This is a genomic window from Thermoanaerobacter kivui, assembly GCF_000763575.1.
Lineage (GTDB): Bacteria > Bacillota > Thermoanaerobacteria > Thermoanaerobacterales > Thermoanaerobacteraceae > Thermoanaerobacter > Thermoanaerobacter kivui.
This window is the reverse complement of record NZ_CP009170.1, coordinates 170,819-190,680: the sequence shown is the minus strand read 5'-3', so window position 1 is coordinate 190,680 and position 19,862 is coordinate 170,819. Positions and strand designations below refer to the sequence as shown.

Sequence of the window (19,862 nt, the reverse complement as noted above, 5' to 3'; positions counted from 1 at the left end):
CTCCTCAGGTTTTAGCCAATCCTTTGCGGGGAAGTAATTTTATTTCATTTATAAGATAATCTATTTTATTCATATAATCACCACCTACTATTTTTTATCCTGTATTTATAATATTATACCATTATTTTAATTAAAGTCTATGTTCCATCATTTACATGCTATTATTTTATTATATTAGCAAAAAAGCCTGCCCAACACAAGGCAGGCTTTTTAGATTCGCATTCGTTTTTCTATTTTCCTTATCTGTATTGATATCATATCACTTCGTTATAAGTTTAAGCTCAGCTGGTATAAATTTTTCTACCTTTTCACCTTTTAGATATTTGTCAGCCATTTCTACTCCAAGAGAACCTATTAAAGCTGGTTGCTGAGCAATCGTTGCAGCCATTTTGCCATCTTTTATAGCTTTCAACGCATCATCTGTCCCATCGAATCCAACTACTAAAATTCCTTGCCTATTTGCACTCTCTATTGCCTTTATTGCACCTAATGCCATTTCATCATTTTGCGCAAATACTGCATCAATTTTAGGTTGGGCTTGAAGGATATTTTCCATTACTGATAAACCTTTTGAACGATCAAAATCAGCAGCTTGTTTTGCTATAATTTTTATATCTGGATATTTAGCGATAGCTTCATCAAATCCTTTGCCTCTATCTCTTGCTGCGGAAGTACCTGGTATGCCTTCAAGTTCTACTACGTTTCCTTTCCCATTTAGCGTTTTGGCAATAAACTCTGCTGCCATTTCTCCACCTTTTACGTTATCTGAAGCTATGTGACAAATAACATCTCCACCATTTGCAGACCTGTCCAAAGTAATAACTGGTATATTTTTGCTATTTGCTTCTTTTATCGCATTAACTACAGCATCGCTATCTACAGGATTTATAAGCAAAACGTCTACTTTTTGTTGAATTAAATCTTCTACATTAGAAAGTTCTTTTGAAGAGTCATTTTGTGAATCTTCTACTATCAATTTATAACCTAATTCTTTTGCTTTGGCCTCTGCACCATTTTTTAATGTTACAAAAAACGGGTTATTAAGCGTCGATATAACTAAACCTATTGTCTTTTCTCCTTTAATATTTGAAGTATTGTTGGTATTACCTGTACTGCATCCAGCAATTAACGCAACAGTTAAAATAAATGTTAATAAAAGGAACAAAATTTTTAATTTTCTCATAATTAAACTCTCCCCTCTTAATTAATTGTTAATTTTTTAAAATTTTTGTTTTTCAATTAAAACCTTCCTAAAACACCCCCTTTATTTACTTTCTTTTTTGTCTAATGCTATAGCAAGTAATATTACTGCACCTTTAGCTATAAGCTGATAAAAAGGCGAAACGTTAAGTAAATTTAAGCCATTATTTAAAATACCTATTATCAAGACACCTATTAGAGTACCTATTACTCCCCCTTCGCCACCTGATAAACTTGTACCTCCAAGTACAACCGCAGCTATGGCATCAAGTTCAGCACCCTGTCCCGCTGTTGGAGCTGCGGAATTTAACCTTGAAGTAATTATTAAACCACTTATTGCTGCTAAAAAGCCACTTAAAGAATACACAAATAGAATTATATTGTTAGTATTAATACCAGCCAATTTAGCAGCCTGTATATTGCCCCCTGTAGCATAGACATATCTTCCAAGTCTATTATTCTTTAAAATGTAATAACCTATCGCAAAGATAAGAACCGTAAGAATTATTGGTACAGGTATCGGCCCAATATAACCGTTGCCAATATAACCAAAAGCCGCACCTAAACCCGTTATTGGTTGTCCATTGGTATATACAATGTTAGACCTCTTGCTACTGTCATCATGGCAAATGTCGCAATAAAGGGTGGTATATTCCATCTAATTATGACAAAACCATTAAAAAATCCTAAACCGGTACCTATTATTAAACCTGCTAATACTGCTATAATTAATGGAGAACCGTCTTTTAACATGCCAGCTGTAATTGCACTTGAAAAGGGTTAGTTGTATAATTAAATGCAACAAATAAAAAAATAGAAACTATAGTGAAAATAGTAAATAACTAGCATGAGCAGTATTCAGAAACTATTTGGAATAATGTAGGTGTAATCTATTCATTGCTTGATAAAAAAGGGAGATATTTTTGCTCTGGATATTAGAAATATAAAATGTTAAACTTAGTATAAGAAGAGTTTTAAAGGGGTGTTTAATTATGCCTTTACCAAAAAGAAAGGATATTTATACTTATGAGGATTATTTAAACTGGCCAAATAATCAAAGAATAGAATTAATAAATGGGCAGATTTATTTAATGACTCCTCCATCGACAATTCATCAAAGAATATCAAGAGAAATATTTACAAGCTTCGCTGTATATCTTAGAGGTAAGCAATGTGAAGTATTTAGTGCACCTTTTGGAGTAAGGTTTCCTTCTGGAAATGAGAAAAGTGATAAAGAAATAAAAACTGTTGTAGAACCCGATATCGTGGTAGTATGCGATAAGTCAAAGCTAGATGACGAAGGATGTAAAGGCGCTCCTGATTTAATTGTTGAAATTACTTCTCCATCGACTGGAAGAAAAGATAAAGTAGAAAAGTTTAATTTATATGAAAAGCATGGAGTAAAAGAATACTGGATAGTAGAACCTGAGCCAAAGATAGTAAGTGTTTTTACGTTACAAGAGAATAATCGTTATGGCAGGCCTGAAGTTTACACAGAGGAAGATAAAATTAAAGTTTCTATTTTTGAAGATCTAGAAATAGATTTGAAAGATGTATTTGCTTATTAAAACACCTGCACATTTATTATAGAAGCATTATTATAAAATCAGGGTTTTTTGTACCCTGATTTTAGACTGTCTTTTTTAATATTTTCTCTATAATCTCGTGAGATTTTAAAGTACATTTTAATTCGTCATTTGCATAATTCTCTTCTAATACGTCCTTTAAAAAGCTTTTTACGGCAGTCTCAAAGCCCCTTCTATAAGATATAGTATCCCAGCTTCCAAAATTATGCACATATATTTTGCCATTTTCCATTATTCTTATACTTTCCATGTCTTCCACAACTGCACTTTTGCCATGCCCGTGTATCTCTAACCTTTCATAATCTTTTCCACCATTTCTATGCATGACTCCTATCGCTGTAAAACTATTAGATTTTAATACTACTTCTATGGATTTTAATGAATCTCTTTCTTTTGAAATATTTACATCTATGTCATCAACATCTTTAACTATATAGCATAAAGTGTCTATTACATGAATGAAATCGTCATAAAGTGTAAACTTAACACTATTTTTGATGTCATTATTCCTGTTTTTCACCATAATGCACAATTCAGGTTTTAAGCCATGAAACAAAGCTAAGGCTTTTTGATACATAGGCGCATATCTTCTGTTAAAACCTACCTTCAAAATAAGAGATTTGTTATTGTTCCATCTTTTAATCCTATTAATTCAGCTGCATCTTTGGTAATATATCCAGTTACATTCATAGATTTTTTTACGATCTACATTTTTATCTCGAATTTCTTAATGTCTATATTTTTACCGCAAACAGCCAATACATCGCCTTCATCAACCACATAATCTGGCCCTGGTGACACAATAATCTCATCATTCATCTTTTTGGCAGCTATGACATTTAATCCATATCTTTCTCTCATCTTTATGTTCTTTAATGTTTTATGAAACCACTCTTCAATTGGGAGAATTTCTGCTATGCTGTAATCTTTAGAAAACTCAATAACATCCAATAAATTGCTTGAAAAAATATTTCTAGCAACCCTTATACCCATATCTTTTTCAGGCATTACAACTCTATCTGCTCCAACTTTGTAAAGAACTCTTGCGTGTAATTCATTGTGTGCTTTTGCTATTACATATTTTACCCCCATTTCTTTGACCAACATTGTTACCATAATACTTGATTCCATATTCTTTCCTATAGCAACTATAGCCACATCAAAATTTTTCACACCAAGTGACTTAAGTACATTTTCATCAGTAGCATCAGCCCGCACCGCATGAGTTACCAGACCAGCCATAGATTGTACCAACTCTTCATCTTTATCTATAACCAGTACGTCATTGCCCATTTCATATAAAGTTTTAGCCAAACTTATGCCAAAGCTTCCTAACCCAATAACAACGAACTGTTTCATCGTCCCACCTCTATTTTAACCTACCATAATTTTTTCTTCCGCATACTTCATAAGAGGTTTAGGTCTCTTCTGCCTTTGTGCCAATGCTAACGCCAATGTTAAAGGACCAACTCTGCCGGTATACATTGTAAATATTATAATAATTCTGCCCACTGGAGTTAATTCAGGTGTAAGCCCAAGTGAAAGTCCTACAGTTCCAAAAGCTGAGGTTGTTTCGTATAACAAGGTCAAAAAGTCGGATGTTTCAGTAATAGATAAAACCATAGTCACAGAGAAAATAATAAAAACGCTTATAAAGGATATAGCTACAGCTTTATAGACTATGTTTCTGCTAATAGTGCGCTTATAAAGTACTGTCTCTTCTTCACCCCTTATAACTGATAATACAGTATATAATATAACTCCAAAAGTAGTTGTCTTGATACCTCCCCCTGTCCCAGCTGGAGAAGCGCCAATAAACATGAGTATTATTGTCAAAAATTTAGATGCTATGGTCATGTCAGAAAGCGATAACGTATTAAAACCAGCTGTTCTAGGTGTCACAGCTTGAAATAATGATGCAAGTATCTTTGTAGGAAAGTCCAATGGTTTTAATGTTTTTGGATTATTGTATTCAAATAAAAATATAAGTAGTGTACCAGCAGCAATCAAAAACAATGTAATAGTTATAACAATTTTTGAATGCAATGTAAATTTATTAAAATGTCTATGTTCGTATATATCAAGCAAAACGTAAAATCCTAATCCACCAAATATTATCAAACCCATTATGACCAGGTTTACCACCCAGTCAGATACATAACCTGTCAAGCTCTTAAAGTTACCCATAAGATCAAAGCCAGCATTATTAAATGCAGAAATAGAATGGAAAAAGCCGTAATACACTGCTTTTTTTAATCCCATCTGCGGTAAAAATTTCAAAGTCAATATAATTGCGCCAATGCTTTCAAATAAAAAAGAAACCATTAGTATATACTTGGCAAATTTCACAATGCCTCCAAGGCTATTTGTATTAAAAGCTTCTTGCATTACCAATCTCTCTTTAAAGGTAATTCTCCTACCCAGGATCAACGCGAAAAGCGTTGACATGGTCATAATACCTAAACCGCCAACTTGTATCAGCAACATTATCACTATTTGCCCAAAAGTAGACCAATATGTTTTTGTGTCAACAACTACAAGGCCAGTAACACATGTAGCTGAGGTAGCCGTAAAAAGCGCAGTTAAAAAATCTGCTCTTTCTCCACTTTTAGTTGCCACAGGTAACATCAGTAATAAAGTCCCAATTAATATAATAGCTACAAATCCTAAAGCAAGTACTTGAGTAGGTGTCAGTTTTATTTTTATTATAGAAAATCACCTCACTATGGAGAAAAGGCCTATTAAGGCCTTTATGGGTTTTACTGATAAAATGTTTAAAGCGAAAAGATTCAACGTCTAAATTATAACAAATTACTGTCATAGAGTCAATCATTCTACTTTCCTTGGATAGTATTCCTTTCAGTTATAAAGCCATGGAGCAACTTCTCCATGGCTTTATGTTAAACTTGGATTCGGCAAGTGAATTTACGAAATGCCCAAATAGAGCCATTTGAGGGCTAAATTAAGTGAAAAATTTTTTACAAAAAATATATGGAGATTCCCCTTTTTCTGATAAAATTTAAGTGACAAACAAAAACATTAACAGAAAGGAGAATCTCCATAACATGAGTTTAACACCTATAGATGAGAAAATTTAATAACAAATATTACCATTAGATAGATACACTTTATCTAAGTCAATTTTAGTTGCTCAAAAATCTCATCGATAGGTATATTATTTTTAGCTTGATCATAGTTCCATTGAATACGCTGCTTTTGTACATCTTTACGAACTATAACTATTCCACAACCAAATTGACAATATTTATCACTTGAAACTGTACAATACAGGTATGTCAATGATATAAGACATAATAACCTATCTATTGATTTTGTAGAGCGTACTCGATATGTATTTAAGCCAAGGTTGTTCTTTGTCTGCCTGAAAAAAATCTCTATGGGTCACCTCTGACTGTAGTAATTTAGAATAGTCTCAGTATTTAGTTCAGTATCAGTGCATAAAAATGCATGTAGAGCTTTTTGATTTTTAAAAGCTTTTTCAGGCCAGCATATTAGAACTACAGCATTATCTATCCCATTTAAAGCACCTTCATAACGATATACCCAGTAATTAGAACCTTTCACTGTAACGAGGTGAACTTCGTTCTTATCAATATACTGGGCAAAGTCTTTTATCTGGATGCGAATCCCTTTGAGATATATAATGCGGTTGATTTTAAGCGCACCAATAAGATGATAGCCTTGCTTAAAGTGTGCATTAATTACTTTTTCATTTGCAAACCAGGAATCACAAAGACCATATGCTGGCCCTTTGGGTATCGGGAGTGTTGATACCATAATGTAGTATGGCAATACTATTCTGCCACAAGATATCACCATAGCAAGAAATTGATGGTCCCAAACCTGTTTTCCTTTTAAATGCGATTGATGAAATCCTGTTGCTTGAATAGGATGTTTAGCCTATAACGAAAGCTTGGTCTTTTCAGCAATAGTATCATCAAATATCACAAACAAAGGACTTTTATGGGTTTGAGAAAGTTGATAAATAATACGAATAACTTCTCGCCTTATAGCTCTCCATGCATATTCTATATTCCAAACACCTTGGCTTAAAAATTTGCCAAAGGTAGTTCTATGACAATGTGCAAAGCTTAAATTAACAATATCAGTAACAGTGCCACTGTAACCTTTTTGAACAGCAGCGATAATAAATTCCACAATATGGCGAATAACAGGTTTGGTGAAGTATAGCATAAAATTTAATTTAAAAAGGTACTGGTAAATTGCTGAGTTTTCTGTTATTCTATTATCATGAGACATATGCTCCACTCCTGTTATTGATTTTTTTGTGGTAATTAAAGTTATATCACAGAAGTGAGCATTTGTCTCTATAATTTTATTATGTGGAATTTATTGTAATCAAATTTTCTCATCTATAGTAGATAAAATAAAAAAGACCTTAATAGGTCTTATGGCATAAAAAGTATGGTAGCATTTGTATTAGTTTTTAATTAAGCCCTCATTGGATAAAAAATCTTTTGGTGATATTGCTTTATTAGTTAATTTTTGGAATTCCTCATCTCTTGTAATAATCAAATCACCCTTTAACTTTTTCAAACATTGCATTTGTAAAGCATCTTCTAAATCTCTAAACTCCTTAAAATTCATTGCTTTCTTTATATCATGTTTTGTTATACTCACTACTTCTACTATACTTAACAAAGCTTCTAATGCTTTTATGCTTTCATTGTGAGAAAGGTTTTTATTTATGAAATAATATATATCTGTGATTGAAGAAGTAGCTAAATAAGCATCTATCTTTTTTTCTTCCGCTAATTTTAATATGTTATAAGCATCTACATCAAAGGGAGTTCTTTTCAGTAAAACATCAAGAATAACGTTAGTATCAATTAACACTTTCATCATTTAACCTATTATACCCATATTATTATTTAACGGGTAATTTTCCCCTCCCCTTTAATTGTATTTATTTCTTATTCTTTCTTCCCGTATTTGCTCAGCCGTTATATTTTTGTCAGGATAGTCAGATAAAATTCCATATAAAAAATCTGCATTTGGTGTACCTTCTTTTTTCGCTGGAATAAGTTTCGCAACTTCACGGCCATTTTTCGTTATAATAATTTCTTCTTTATCAACTAATTCTAAATATTTACCGACTCTTGTTTTGAATTCTGTAGCATTTACTCTCATTCTTACCACCTCTTTCACTATCTTTATTTACTATATTATCATATTATTCAATTTGATTATATTATCCAATATAGAAATAGTCAATATGCAAAAAACACAAATAACCATTTCTTTAACTTATATATTAGACAAATATCATAAAAGAAAAACTAGCTAAGTTCCATAAAAGCTGCCATACTGCCTGTCATGCCTTTGTCTCTTCTATAGGAATAAAATTCACTATTGCAATGGGTGCACATTTGGCTTACTGTAATGTTTTCATCAGGTATGCCAGTATTTATAAGTTCAATGTAGTTTGTAAGCTGTAAATCCAGTATCCATTTGCCCTCCGCCTTCTTCACAAGAACTTTTCCCCATTCACCAATAGCATCTTTAATTTTATTCGCAACATCATCACCTACTTCATAGCAGCATTGGTATATAGAAGGGCCTATCCCTACAAGTATATCTTTTGGATTTGAGCCGTATTCTTCTTTCATGGCATTAACTGTTTTAGGCCCAATGTAGGCTACTGTGCCTCTCCATCCTGCGTGTGCAAGGGCAATAACTTTTTTGACAGGGTCTAAGAAAAACAAAGGCACACAGTCGGCATAAAATGTAACAAGAGGAATGCCTCTTTCATTAGTCATAAGGGCATCTACACCAGAGATATCACTTCCACCAAAGTTTTTGCCTTTATCCTTTAAAGTTACTTTTCTTATAACATTACCATGAACTTGGTCTGAAAAAACCATATCTTCATATGAAAAACCGCCAATATCACATATTATTTTAAAATTTTCATAGACTTCCTCTTTAGTGTCATATCTTTTTAAGCTTAAATTCAAGGAAGCGTATTTGCCTTTGCTTACACCCCCAATCCGAGTAGTAAAAAGGTGTTTGACAAGCCCCGTCCTTTCAAAAGAAGGTATTGTGTAAAAAACTACTCCTTTTACCTCATTCCTTTTAAAACCTACTTCCAAAGTATCACTCCTTTATCAACTGTGTAACTTATCTTTCCTTTTCTCTTTTTCTTTTTTATTTTCTTCAATTCCGAAAAGTTTATTTGTCCATTGCACAAAAAGGACCGAGGCTATTAAAAATAGCACAAAGGTAATTACTGCTATAATAGAAGCAAGAACAAAATATTTTTCCATAAATCCCCCTCCCCACCCCTCTTTAATTATATAATACTACAAACGTTCTCATAAGTCACTAAAAATTATTAAAAAATAGCAGGATTAACCTACTATTTTAGTTCAACAAGTTCATAATCTCTTGTACCCAAGCCAATTTCTTCTCCATATTTTAATTGCAATTCTCCCTTAGTCTCAGGGTGCAATGCTTTAAATTTGTCTTCTCCTGGATTCATGCCATATCCCGCTTCTTCTAAAGCTGCGCCTTTGTGGCCAAATTGCTGATTCACAAGGTCATAGCTTGCCTGATCTATGGCAACAGGGTCAAAGGAAGCCAATATTCCTATGTCAGGGACAATCGGCGCATCGCTCCAAGGCGTACAATCGCAAAGTGGTGTAACATTCATGACAAAATTTATAAACGCAATTTTGCCTTTTTTTGTAAAATAAGCGCCATAAGCATATTCCGTCATTCTCTCTACAAAAGCATCCATATCAGTTCCCCATTGAGGCTTTATGACACCATATTGACAAATAGACACGCATTCTCCACACCCTATACATATAGAAGGGTCAATATAAGCTGAACCATTGACCAAAGATATCGCATTTACGGGGCAATTCCTGATGCACATTTGACATGCGGTACATCCCTTTCCTACGACAGGCTGCACTGTTGAATGCTGCTGTTGTTTTCCTGCCGCAGGTGCACACCCCATAGCTAAGTTTTTGATAGCTCCTCCAAAGCCAGCCAATTCATGACCTTTAAAATGTGACATCACAATCATCGAGTTTGCAAAGAAAATATTTGAAGCAATCTTTACAGTGTCAAAATGCTTTTTATCAATTTTCACTTCTACAGAGTCTTTGCTTAAAATACCGTCAGCAATTATTATTGGTGCGTTCACAACAGCATATGCAAAACCATTTTCAATTGCTGTCACCAAATGGTCAACTGCATTTGAACGGCTGCCTTTGTAAAGAGTATTTGTATCCGTCAAAAATGGCTTGCCACCATAACTTTTGACTTTATCAACAATCTTTCTCACATATATGGGATTTATGTATGCATTATTCCCTTTTTCTCCAAAGTGAATTTTGATAGCCACAAGGTCATTTTTAGAAAAAATATTTTTAAACCCTGCTACATCGAAAATCCTTGCTACTTTGGAAGACAAACTACTGGTAGCTTTGTTTGCCCTCATGTTGTAAAAATATACCTTTGACTTCATAACACCACCTCATTTACAAAATTAATTTCTCACGAGTTTAGAATTTACAAATCTTATGACCCTTTTGAAATAAGAGAGGGCAGATTTGTCACTTATTAAGACAATGGCAGAATAAATTACAGCACCAATTAATATGGTTATAAATAAAGCTATAGCTTCATAAATCATCCTATCTGAAGGCATCCTAATAATCAAATTATTATACACAAAATGTACTGTAATACCCATGATAATTGATGCAAACATCGCCCTTAAAAAACTCATGAACATAGATTTTCCGCCTATTCTTCCGATTTTCTTTTTTAATGAAGTAAATAAAAGAAACGTTGTAAATATAGCTGCAATAGAAGTAGAAAGCGCAAGTCCACCAAGTTGTAAATACCTTACTAAAATCAGATTAAGCACAATGTTCAATAAGACGGCCATTGCCCCATTTATCATAGGTGTTTTTGTATCTTTCATAGAGTAAAAACTTCTGCTTAAAACATCCCTTAGCCCATAAGCAGTCATTCCTATGGAAAAATAAAAAAGCGCGATAGAAGTAAGATATGTCGACCTCTCATCAAAAGCTCCTCTTTCGAACAATACTTTTATTATAGGCACTCTTAATACCATTGCACCGACTGAAACAGGTATTAAGACGTATAAAATTGCATTTACTGCAAGATTCAACCCTTTTAAAAATCCTTCTTTATTCTCGGATACCGAGTGTTTTGACAACACAGGATATATGACAGTGGCAATCGCTGTTGAAAATATCCCAAGGGCAAACATATTAAGTCTATTCGCATAATTTAATGCTGCAATGCTTCCATCTGGCAAAAAGGAAGCTATTACTCTGTCTACATATACGTTTATAACTTGAATTCCCGTGCCTATTAACACAGGCATAGCCAATACAATTACTTTTTTTACTCCTTCATCTTTAAAATTCACTCTCAACTTGAATTTGTAACCTAATTTGTATAAAACAGGCAATTGCATTAATGCTTGTATGAAAGTAGCAATAATTATAGAATAAGCTACTATCGTAATCCCAAATTTGCTCCCATATAAAATTGCTACTGTTATTACGATAATATTGTAAGGTATACCTATCATAGCAGGAACAGTAAAATGTTCCATCGCCTGAAGAGCACCAGTGAAAATATTAGATGCAGCTATTAACACCATTGTAGGTAATAATATAGTCGTAAGTTTAACTGTCAACTCAAATTTTTCCCCTGTAAAAGCTGGCGCTACAAATTTTACTATATAAGGTGCAAATATGAAACCTAAGAAAGTTAAAATTACAGTCGAAATTAATACCACACCTAAAAGGTTATTTATAAAATCAAAAGCCTTTTGCTTTCCCTCTTTTTGCAAATATTCAGTAAATATTGGCACAACAGTAGTAGCTATTGAAGCAGTTACCGCCGCAAAAAGTATCATAGGTATGACAGTCGCCATATTATATGCATCCATGGAAACAGATGTACCAAATTGGGAAGCTAAAGCCATATCTCTCAAAAATCCAAATACTTTACTCAGTAGAGTTATTATCATTATGACGCTAGCCGCTTTTACAGTTTTTTTAGCCGTCGACATACATACAACTCCTTAATTTTCTTCAGTCATTATAAACATAAGCTCTGCAGTAGCTACAACTTCATCTCCAACTTTTGCAGCACCTTTAGCTTTTACGAGCCCCATCTTTATAGAATCTATTAAAACTTCTAAAACAAGTTGGTCACCAGGCCTTACCACTTTTTTGAAGCGACATTTATCAATACCTGTAAAAAGCCCTAATTTACCTTTAAACTCTTCTATATTCATAACAGCAATCCCGGCTACTTGTGCCAATGCCTCAACAATAAGAACTCCTGGCATTATCGGATTGTCTGGAAAATGCCCTTGAAAAAAAGGTTCATTAGCGGTCACATTTTTTATTCCAACAGCTTTTTTACCTTCTTCAATTTCTATTATTCTATCCACTAATAAAAAAGGATATCTATGAGGAAGAATTTTTCTTATGTTTTTATTTTCCACCCTATGTTTCACCTCTTTTTATCGGAATTAGAAGATATGACAAAACAGTGGCTTATCATTGATTATATCACAAAAAAATGAAAAATAAAAAGGGCAAGCGCCCTTTCACACTTTCTTAGAAAGTTGATTATATATTTGGTCAGCCAGTCCAAAAGATCCATTTTGAGCCAACATTTCAGCATATTTATCATATAACATAGAAGTAAAAATATCATTTGCTAGGCTATCTCCCGTCAATGGGTCTTCTGGAATTGTCTTTCTCATCTCATTTAACATAAGCCCTATAAAAGTTGCTTCTAATTGCTGACATGCTTCTTTAAGCTTTTTACTGTCTTTGTCTTTTATCGCCTGTTGTATTATTCGTTCAAAATCACTTCCATCTTTTTGCAAATTAATTTGTAGTTTATTCGTCATATTATCTATAGGATTTATCACCATGTAAGGTCATCCCTTTCAGTTATAGCTATCTTTTTAGATTATTTGCAATGCCCAGCATTTCGTCGGCTGCTTGTATAGCTTTTGAATTTATCTCATAAGCTCTTTGTGCGGCAATCATATCCACCATTTCTCTTACTACTTGAACATTTGAAGTTTCCAAAAATCCTTGCATGACTTTGCCCATTCTTCCTTGAAAGTCATCTCTTGTACCAGGCTGTCCTGAGGCTTCTGTTGGCTCATAGAGATTACTACCTACACTTAAAAGGCCCTGTGGATTGACAAAATTATAAATCCCCAAAGTAGCTATTTCCTGAGTAGTTCCGTCAGGGTTTTTTACGCTTATTACCCCCATAGGTGATACTGATATGTCTTTTTCAGTGCTGTCAAAAACTATGGGATTACCGCTGTCATTTAATACGGGATAACCGTCAGCAGTTACAAGCATTAAAGTGCTGCCGTCAGCACTTAATTTAAAACTTCCATCTCTCGTGTAATAAACTTTGTCATCCGGTCCTAACACAGCAAAAAAGCCTTCTCCATCCAATGCCAAATCCAAAGGATTCTCTGTCTGCTGGAGGCTTCCTTCCGTAAAATCTTTTACAATTGCTGAAGGTCTCACACCTACCCCTACTTGCATATTGACAGGTTTACCTTGTCCACCATATACGTTTTCTCTTTGTAAAGTTTGATATATTAAATCTTTAAATTCGGCCCTATCTCTTTTAAAAGCAGTAGTATTTACATTCGCAAGATTATTCGCGATAACATCTACGTTAAGTTGCTGAGCAGTCATGCCAGTTGCTGCAGACCACAATGCCCTCATCATAATTTTCATCCTCCTTATACTTTTCCAACTTCGTTGACAGCTTTTCCAAGAGTCTCGTCAAAAGCAATGACAACCTTTTGATTAGATTCATAATTTCTCATCACGCTTATCATATTTACCATTTCTTTAACTGAATTCACATTTGACTGTTCTAAAAAACCTTGCTTTATTTTCCCTGTTGCAGGAATAACTTGTACATTGGCACTGTTATCTATAAAAAACAAATTATTGCCTTCTTTCCTTAAACCATCGTAATTACTAAAGTCTACAATTCTAAGCCTGTCCACCAACTGGTCATTGTTTATTATATTGCCTGTCTCATCAACAGAAATATCCCCTTGTGACAATTGAATCGGGCCATTTTCCCCTTCTACAATATACCCCTCTTGTGTTACCAGATATCCATCTCTTGACAAGGTAAAACAGCCGTCTCTCGTATATCTTTGACCATTGGGAGTGTCCACCACAAAAAAGCCATTCCCATCTATTGCAAAGTCCAATTTACCCTTTGTTTGGTACAGCACCCCTTCTTCAAAATTTGTATAAAAAGTGTCAATCAATACGCCGTAATCCATTCTCCCGATTTTTCCATTAGGAGGTATATTGTCACCGCCATACCTCGTTACTTCGAAATTCGGAAAAGAAGAAGTGACAACAACATCTTTTTTATACCCGACAGTATTAACATTTGCAAGGTTATTTGCTAAAACATCCATTATTTTTGTCTGGGTAATCATGCCAGAAGACGCAGTATAAAGCCCTCTTAACACAACCTTCACCTTCTTATCTAAGTTTTAAGCATCAATGATTGTTTCTGACTTTTCTAATATTTCTAATGACTCCAATGCTTTTCCCGCCCCTAAAGCGACACAGCTCACAGGGTCGTTTGCCATATATACAGGAGTATTCATTCTCTCCCTTAAAAGTTTATCCATTCCCTTAAGTAATGCTCCTCCTCCTGTAAGTATTATGCCTCTGTCACTTATATCCGCAGCTAATTCAGGAGGCGTTCTTTCTAATACACTATGGACTGCTTCCACAATCTCTTCAAGTAACTCTCTTAATGCTTCACATATTTCACTGGAAGTAACTTCTACGTTTTGAGGCAAACCTGAAATCAAACTTCGTCCTTTAACCAACATTTTTTCTTCATTGCCATCAAAATAAGCCGTACCGATAGTTATTTTTATCTCCTCTGCTGTCCTTTCCCCTATTATGATATGATGCTTTTTCCTCATATATCGAATAATTGCCTCATCAAAATTGTCCCCTGCTACTTTAATATTTTTAGACACCACTGAACTACCTAGAGAAATTACAGCTATGTCAGTGGTGCCTCCCCCAATATCCACAATCATATTTCCACAGGGTTTCGATATATCCAACCCCGCTCCTATAGCTGCCGCAATGGGTTCTTCAATGAGATACGCTTTCCTCGCCCCTGCCTGTAATGCTGCATCAATGACGGCTCTTTTTTCTACTTGTGTCACCCCACTGGGAACACAAATCATTATACGCGGCCTTAATAAAAATCTGCTGCCACAGGCTTTATGGATAAAATACCTCAGCATTTTTTCTGTTACATCGTAGTCAGAAATTACCCCCGCCTTCATAGGCTTTATCGCTAATATATTCCCCGGCGTTCTGCCTACCATCCTTTGAGCCTCTTCACCAACTGCAAGAACTTTATTGGTGTTTCTATCAATTGCAACAACCGAAGGCTCTTTTAAAATTATTCCTTCCCCTTTTATGTAGACAAGAACAGATGCCGTGCCGAGGTCTATTCCTATATCTTTTGAAATCGCAAACATTTAAACACACCCTTCTTCTGTATTTCGACAAAAGTGGCATCCATTAAAATTATCGACATTGATGCCGAAATGTTTAATTTATTATCAATTTATTATTTCGCTACAAACTTACAAAATCCTCTTTTTGTTTTCAAAATTTATTATTTGCCCTTTGATATTTTATCTTTGTCGCTTTGCCTCCCCTTATATGCCTTTCCGCCTTGTTTTTGCTAAGTATTTCTCTAACTTCCTTGTATAATTCAAAATTTATATCGGGAAGCCTCTCTGTGACATCTTTGTGAACTGTACTTTTGCTAACCCCAAAAACTTTCGCCGCTTCCCTCACCGTCGCTTTGTGTTCTATTATGTATTTTGATATCTCTAATGTTCTCTCTTCAATGTAGTCTTTCAATACAAAAACCCCCTTATTAAATTTTCTCAATATATGTATATGCCGAAATAAAACCATTAGAATATTTTCTAAAAAACAAAAAGACTTGAATACCATGCGTATTCAAGTCTTTAGACTTTTTATTTAAAATACACTGAGGGGTCAATGTGTACTCCGTTTTCTAAAAGTTCAAAATGTACATGAGGTTCTTCTGCAATTTCAAACTTAGCCGATTTGCCTACCTTGCCTATCTGTTGTCCTTTTTCTACTTTGTCTCCCTCTTTAACTGAAATATCTTCTTCAAGGTTTGCATATCGAGTCTCAAATTTGCCGCTTTTTATGTCAACAGTATTCCCCAACCTTTCATCTTTATACACCTTAGTCACAATTCCCTCCATCGCCGCCAGTACCGGACTTCCAACTGGTGCTTTTATGTCAATACCTTTGTGGGTCGTCCATTCATCAAGAGTTTTGGAATAAACAAGTTTGTCTTTCGCAAATTCTAATATTATTTCTCCATCAACAGGTTTTAACAGTACCAAAGCTGAAGAAGCTATTTGTTTTTCTGTTTTAGCCGGCTGAGTAGTAGTTAAGACAGCCTTCACTTTAGTACCAGTTACATTGCTTTTTGCAGGAGATTCATAAGCTGTATTAGTTTTTTCTTCTTTCTTGTCTGCAGTGTCGTTACTAGAAACCACCCCTTTGTCTTCTTTTGGGCCTTGTGTCATCGTGGCAGCTAAATTATCGTTTGTTTTCTCTTCCTTAGCCTGTTTCAAATCTTCTTCATAATCCCAATTGCTTTCAACGACTGAATTAATTTCTTCTTGTTGCGCTTTTTTAAGCTCAGCCAATTTTTTTAAATTGTTATTAGTCACATATACGGCAGTAGCCCCTACTACCACAACGCATAAAAATAACACAATGTAAAATCCTTTTCTGTCAAAAAATTTTATTAAATTTTCCTTCTTTATTTTCACATATTTCACCTCCAAATGGTATTTTAACCATTAATCAATGTATTTATACAAAAAATGCAGCACCAATTTCAGTGCTGCACTTTTAATAAGTCTTCAATTTTAATTATTTCTACACCTGTATAATAATGCTTCAATATCTCATCAAATTTTTTACCTTCTTTGGCCATTGCATTTGCTCCGTATTGACTCATTCCTACCCCATGGCCATACCCTATAACTGTTATTACAATATTATCTTTCTGTCCGTCAAAGCTAAAGTTAGTAGAATTTAGATTAAAGATTTCTTTTATGTCTTTTCCACTAAAAGTTACATTGCCTATTTTTAAGCTTTTGACATGGCCTGCCTGTGTCCTTTCTACATCTTTTATTTGACTCAAAATATTAGTCGCATTTAATTTTACTGAAGGTTCTTTTTGTTTTATTTTACTTATAAATTCTTCTTTTGACACCACAACAGTAGTTTTGTACTTTGATGCGACATCTTCTCCAGAAGAAGAAACACTTCTCAGATAAGGTATCTTATTTTGCCACACCTCCTCAGCATTTTCTGTTTTGCCTCCACTTATAGCATGGTAAGCAGGAACAATAAGAGCATTTTCATAGACTAAAACAAGTCCTTTTGTATCTTCCACCGCTTGAGATATTTTGGCATAGTATTTATCAAAATTTTCTCCCCACTTATCTCTTAACTCTTTCTCTGATTGCCATGCTTGGCAATGCTCAGGGTCAGTACACACATCAGCTCCCGGATGAAGTTCACATCCTTTTCCTCCCAAAGCTATTTCTTTTGAAAGGGCATAAGTCCTTGCCGCAACAGCCTGTGCCTTTAAAGCCTCCATTTCAAACTCTGCAGGCATTTCCGCAGCGACTACCCCTTTTACATATTCCTCTAAATCCATTTTTTGTATTTTGTTTTGGTTTGTTATAAAAACATTCACTGTATGGTACAAATCTGTATTATCTAAATTATCTAATTTTACTAGCTTTCCTCCATCAATAAGCTTGACCTCACTCGCAGGCGTTGAGGAAGTTTTGTGAGAATTAAAGCCAAAAACTATTATAGAAGGTAAAATTATTAAGCTAAAAAATATCAAAGAAATTCCATAAATGGCATATTTCATTTTTCCCCTCCGATTGTGAACTACTAAATAAAATATATGTCCTTATGTATATATTTATTCTATCTAATTAAGCCTCTTATCACCCCTACAAACTAAAAAATCTCTGTCTACAAAAAAACAAGGGATTTCTCCCTTGTACAGTTTGTTGACAAAGTTAAAAAATATTCAAAGGAGATATTTTGCATCGTCGCTCCGATGCTCCAAAGCGACAAAACTAAAGCTCGGCCTTCAGACTCCGGCGGGGTTCCGGCCACATTCGACATCCTTGTCTCAGGTGGCCGCTTCCGCCATCCGTGGCTCCAGCCCCGCCTTCGTCTTTTGAGCTTGCTAAGTTTACCGGCACTCAAGTAAGTATGATTGTTTTTCTATTTTTGCTTTATAAACTTTCTTACTTGAGTGCCGGGCTGCCTTGTCGCGAGTTGCATTACTTTACAAAATGCCAATCTTACAAAATTGTTTGTCTACAGTCTGAACAATAGACTTCTCCCTTGTCTTAATTATGATAATTTAATATCCTCATTACATAATCAAAAGTAAGGTCGTTCATCATAAAGTTTATCATCCTCGATATCATTGAAGCAGCTTCCTCTCTAGTTACATAGTCATCGGGGTTAAACCTTCCGTATTCATCACCCGATAAAAGTCCTATCTCTCGTGCTACATAAACACTTCTTTTTGCCCACAATGGTATGGCATAGTCATCCAAAAAGCCTATATTAAAATTCCCCAAAGGCGCAAGGTTTTCTAGCCCCAAAGCTCTTATAAATATCACTGCCGCTTGAGCACGAGTAAGAGACCTTGAAGGACTGAACTGATTTGGAGCAGTACCTGAGATAAGCCCTGCATCACTGGCTGCTTTTATATATCCATAATTCGGATCAGTAGTAGATATATCAATAAAAGGTGAAATTTCTATAGCGCTTTTGTTTCTTGCTGAATAAAGCGTACTCTTGGGCGGTTCATACGGTTTTAATCCAATCGCTTTTGCAACTGCAACGGTAAAGTCTGAGCGCAATATGGGAAGTTTAGGACCAAAGTATTCTGAGTCATTTGGAAATACTTCCATGCTCATCAATTTTTTAATATCCTCTTTTCCCCATGTTCCGTTTATGTCTTTAACCTGTGGGACCACCAATCTATCTTCGAATGACACACCATCAAGTTTCAAACTTCCATTTCCTATGTTTCTTCCTATTTCGTTGCCGTTATCATCTAGTTTTGGGAGATTATAAGTGTAATTCATCATGTCACCGCTATTTCGCCTTAAAAGATATCCACCCCTAAAACTTATATATTGAGGGTCATTTTCCACATATTCAATACTGGATTTATCAGTAAAAGATACATTTGCATGAGCCTCCCCAACCCATTTTTTTACTTCTCCATTTGACCCCATTGTGCTTTCGATTAAATAATCTATTTGATGTGTATCAGCACTTCCGTATTTATGAGTAAATCCTACTGTTTTGTCATCTATAGTCACTTTTACAGTCCCTTTATTGCCATTGATCCTGTATAATTTTACGCCTGAATAGTTACCAGCATAGTAAGTTACACCAGGGTTTATGCTTTTTACTTCAGAGCCTGAGTATATATATCCATTATTTCTGTCTAAAGTGTAAGTATTCCCCCCTATTTTTATGTTTTCAGTATATGTCTTAAGAGTAGTCTGACTAATCACTTGGTTGTATTCAGGCTTTTTTGTTTCTTGGGTAACAAAAGTAAGAGAACGTGTGAGTTTGTCTCCTGAATCGGAAGCAAGGTCATACCTATATGTTGTTGTAGTAGTATCACCTCTTACAGATTGATTAACTTTAAGAACACCACTAAATATAATAGGTTGTCCCGTTATAAATACAACTTCTTTGTATTCTTGCTCATTGGCAATACCACCTTCAAAACCTGCATCATTGGCAAAAACCTGAACAGGAAAAGGAATCAAAAGGGTGAATATTATAACTAACCCTATAATTTTTTTCATTGCAA

The 19,862-nt window shown here is 34.6% G+C and carries 19 protein-coding genes and 3 pseudogenes; 1 reads left to right on the top strand and 21 read right to left on the bottom strand.

Annotated features, from left to right (window positions below; all coding sequences use genetic code 11):
• Positions 1-259: 259 nt before the first annotated feature.
• Positions 260-1,183, bottom strand: a complete 924-nt coding sequence (gene rbsB, locus TKV_RS00930) for a ribose ABC transporter substrate-binding protein RbsB (protein ID WP_049684381.1) — start codon at positions 1,181-1,183, stop codon at positions 260-262.
• Between the two features lie 81 nt (positions 1,184-1,264).
• Positions 1,265-1,977: pseudogene (locus tag TKV_RS00925) on the bottom strand (ABC transporter permease); the annotation flags it as partial.
• A gap of 215 nt (positions 1,978-2,192) precedes the next feature.
• Between TKV_RS00925 and TKV_RS00920 the strand changes: the two are divergent.
• A complete protein-coding gene (locus TKV_RS00920) occupies positions 2,193-2,768 on the top strand; it encodes a Uma2 family endonuclease (protein ID WP_049684380.1) in 576 nt (191 codons plus the stop codon).
• Positions 2,769-2,829: 61 nt separating this feature from the next.
• On the opposite strand, the pseudogene TKV_RS00915 reads toward TKV_RS00920, so the two are convergent.
• From TKV_RS00915 to TKV_RS00830, 19 genes and pseudogenes are all read right to left on the bottom strand, one after another.
• A pseudogene (locus TKV_RS00915) lies at positions 2,830-3,411 on the bottom strand (Gfo/Idh/MocA family protein); the annotation flags it as partial.
• An 80-nt stretch (positions 3,412-3,491) separates the two neighbouring features.
• The gene (locus tag TKV_RS00910; RefSeq protein WP_049684379.1) at positions 3,492-4,145 is read right to left on the bottom strand and encodes a potassium channel family protein; all 654 of its coding nucleotides are present in this window, start codon (positions 4,143-4,145) and stop codon (positions 3,492-3,494) included.
• 15 nt (positions 4,146-4,160) lie between these two features.
• Complete coding sequence (locus TKV_RS00905; protein WP_049684378.1) at positions 4,161-5,495, bottom strand: TrkH family potassium uptake protein; 1,335 nt, start codon at positions 5,493-5,495, stop codon at positions 4,161-4,163.
• 423 nt (positions 5,496-5,918) lie between these two features.
• Positions 5,919-7,067 (bottom strand): annotated as a pseudogene (locus TKV_RS00900) (transposase).
• A 180-nt stretch (positions 7,068-7,247) separates the two neighbouring features.
• Positions 7,248-7,670, bottom strand: a complete 423-nt coding sequence (locus TKV_RS00895; protein WP_049686157.1) for a putative toxin-antitoxin system toxin component, PIN family — start codon at positions 7,668-7,670, stop codon at positions 7,248-7,250.
• A gap of 54 nt (positions 7,671-7,724) precedes the next feature.
• Entirely contained in the window at positions 7,725-7,958 is a 234-nt protein-coding gene (locus tag TKV_RS00890) for a type II toxin-antitoxin system Phd/YefM family antitoxin (protein ID WP_009051971.1), read from the bottom strand.
• Between the two features lie 149 nt (positions 7,959-8,107).
• Complete coding sequence (pgeF, locus tag TKV_RS00885) at positions 8,108-8,920, bottom strand: peptidoglycan editing factor PgeF (protein ID WP_049684377.1); 813 nt, start codon at positions 8,918-8,920, stop codon at positions 8,108-8,110.
• Positions 8,921-8,935: 15 nt separating this feature from the next.
• Complete coding sequence (locus TKV_RS13090) at positions 8,936-9,094, bottom strand: hypothetical protein (RefSeq protein WP_009051973.1); 159 nt, start codon at positions 9,092-9,094, stop codon at positions 8,936-8,938.
• Positions 9,095-9,186: 92 nt separating this feature from the next.
• Positions 9,187-10,305, bottom strand: coding sequence for a DUF362 domain-containing protein (locus tag TKV_RS00880; protein WP_049684376.1), 1,119 nt, complete (start codon positions 10,303-10,305; stop codon positions 9,187-9,189).
• 21 nt (positions 10,306-10,326) lie between these two features.
• On the bottom strand, positions 10,327-11,892 hold the full coding sequence (gene murJ / locus TKV_RS00875; RefSeq protein ID WP_049684375.1) for a murein biosynthesis integral membrane protein MurJ: 1,566 nt from the start codon (positions 11,890-11,892) through the stop codon (positions 10,327-10,329).
• Between the two features lie 12 nt (positions 11,893-11,904).
• On the bottom strand, positions 11,905-12,333 hold the full coding sequence (gene fabZ / locus TKV_RS00870) for a 3-hydroxyacyl-ACP dehydratase FabZ (RefSeq protein WP_049684374.1): 429 nt from the start codon (positions 12,331-12,333) through the stop codon (positions 11,905-11,907).
• A 105-nt stretch (positions 12,334-12,438) separates the two neighbouring features.
• Positions 12,439-12,771, bottom strand: coding sequence for a rod-binding protein (locus TKV_RS00865; RefSeq protein WP_049684373.1), 333 nt, complete (start codon positions 12,769-12,771; stop codon positions 12,439-12,441).
• Between the two features lie 25 nt (positions 12,772-12,796).
• Positions 12,797-13,597, bottom strand: a complete 801-nt coding sequence (gene flgG / locus TKV_RS00860; protein WP_049684372.1) for a flagellar basal-body rod protein FlgG — start codon at positions 13,595-13,597, stop codon at positions 12,797-12,799.
• A gap of 14 nt (positions 13,598-13,611) precedes the next feature.
• On the bottom strand, positions 13,612-14,367 hold the full coding sequence (flgF, locus tag TKV_RS00855) for a flagellar basal-body rod protein FlgF (protein ID WP_049684371.1): 756 nt from the start codon (positions 14,365-14,367) through the stop codon (positions 13,612-13,614).
• A gap of 24 nt (positions 14,368-14,391) precedes the next feature.
• Positions 14,392-15,408 (bottom strand): rod shape-determining protein, encoded by a 1,017-nt coding sequence (mreB, locus tag TKV_RS00850; RefSeq protein ID WP_049684370.1) that lies wholly within the window; start codon positions 15,406-15,408, stop codon positions 14,392-14,394.
• A 130-nt stretch (positions 15,409-15,538) separates the two neighbouring features.
• On the bottom strand, positions 15,539-15,799 hold the full coding sequence (spoIIID, locus tag TKV_RS00845) for a sporulation transcriptional regulator SpoIIID (RefSeq protein ID WP_049684369.1): 261 nt from the start codon (positions 15,797-15,799) through the stop codon (positions 15,539-15,541).
• Between the two features lie 119 nt (positions 15,800-15,918).
• A complete protein-coding gene (locus TKV_RS00840) occupies positions 15,919-16,755 on the bottom strand; it encodes a M23 family metallopeptidase (protein WP_049684368.1) in 837 nt (278 codons plus the stop codon).
• A 68-nt stretch (positions 16,756-16,823) separates the two neighbouring features.
• Positions 16,824-17,876: a stage II sporulation protein D gene (gene spoIID, locus TKV_RS00835; RefSeq protein WP_049684367.1), complete on the bottom strand. Its 1,053-nt coding sequence runs from the start codon at positions 17,874-17,876 to the stop codon at positions 16,824-16,826.
• 493 nt (positions 17,877-18,369) lie between these two features.
• Positions 18,370-19,857 carry an S-layer homology domain-containing protein gene (locus tag TKV_RS00830; protein ID WP_049684366.1) on the bottom strand — a complete coding sequence of 496 codons (1,488 nt, stop codon included), beginning with the start codon at positions 19,855-19,857 and terminating at the stop codon, positions 18,370-18,372.
• Positions 19,858-19,862 lie beyond the last annotated feature (5 nt).